Source organism: Frankia sp. AgKG'84/4 (assembly GCF_023242965.2).
Classification (GTDB): domain Bacteria; phylum Actinomycetota; class Actinomycetes; order Frankiales; family Frankiaceae; genus Frankia.
In genome coordinates this window covers 1-1,224 of sequence record NZ_JALKFU020001147.1, presented here as the reverse complement: position 1 = coordinate 1,224, position 1,224 = coordinate 1, and the positions used below count along the sequence as shown (strand labels likewise).

Sequence of the window (1,224 nt, the reverse complement as noted above, 5' to 3'; positions counted from 1 at the left end):
CGTGTTCGCCCAGGTCGACGGCGCCCGGCTGATCCTGATCAACGCCGGCCATCCCGATCCGTTGCTGCTGCGCCGGGTCCGGCGCCACCAGCAGAGCCATGCCGACGACCTCGCGAACGACGCCGCACGGCTGGACCAGGCCGAGCGGACCGGCCGGGCCGTCCGCCGACTCAGCCGCCAGGTCCGCCACATCCTCGAGGATCTGCGCCAGGCGATCACCTGCCGCCTACCGGCCCTCGCCACCCTGCTCGACACCACGGACGACTACCAGGAGATGACCGTCGACCAGCGCCGGTCCCTCTCGATCCTGGTGACCATCGCGACAACCGCGGTCACCGTGATGAGCACCACGATCGCCACCGAGGACGGTGAACCGTCCGCCCAGTGCCGCCGTGCGGTCCTCGACGCCCGCCAAGAGCTCCTCACCCTGGGCCAGCCGGCATGAACAGCCCGACGCAACCGAGTCAGCCCCCGTCGGCCGCCGCCGGCCCGCGCCGGTTCCCGTCCGTGCTGCCCGGGGGCGCCGACGCCGCCGTCTGGGCGATCAGCGACCTCGCCACCCGCCGCGCCGCCGCCGCCGTCGTCACCACCCTCGCCAGCCAGGAGGACATCGCCAAGCTCGCCGAGCGCTGGGCCAGGGTGGGCAACGCGCAGCGCGCCGGTCACCTCTTCGAAGTGATGCACGCCGCGACCTTCAACCGCAACGCCGCCCTGCGCGCAGCCGGCGTCCGCGCCTACGTCCAGGCCTGGACCGAGGGCGGCTCCCCCTCGGGAAAGGTCGACATCAGGCTGCGGGACGGCACCACGTTCCGTGACGTGCAGGCGAAGGTCTACGCCGATCCGGTGCGGGCGGCGCACGCCGTCGCCTCATCCGACTACACCGGCATGCGACGACTGGTGCCCGCCGACCAGGTCGAGGCCATCAACACCGTCCTCGACAAGGCTCTTCAACGCTCCCCCGAGGGCCTCTACTACGCCGGGTACGCCGACGCCGGCACGCACCTCACCGACACGCTCCACCTCGGCGGCATCCACAGTGACCCGGTCACCCTCGGCCAGGCGCACAGGGCGGCCCGCAACCCGATCCGCTGGGCCAACCTGCAGGTCGCGCGCTCCACCGGGCGCCAGATCGCCACCGGCGCCGCGGCCAGCGCCGTCAGCGGAGCACTGTTCGCCGGCCTCACCGCGGCCGGCCTGGGCTTTCTCGTACTGACGAACAACTCG

General features: G+C 72.8%; 2 pseudogenes. Both read left to right on the top strand.

The window, feature by feature from the left end:
* A pseudogene (locus MXD58_RS27975) lies at positions 1-445 on the top strand (hypothetical protein); the annotation flags it as partial.
* Between the two features lie 62 nt (positions 446-507).
* Positions 508-1,224, top strand: a pseudogene (locus tag MXD58_RS27970) (hypothetical protein); the annotation flags it as partial.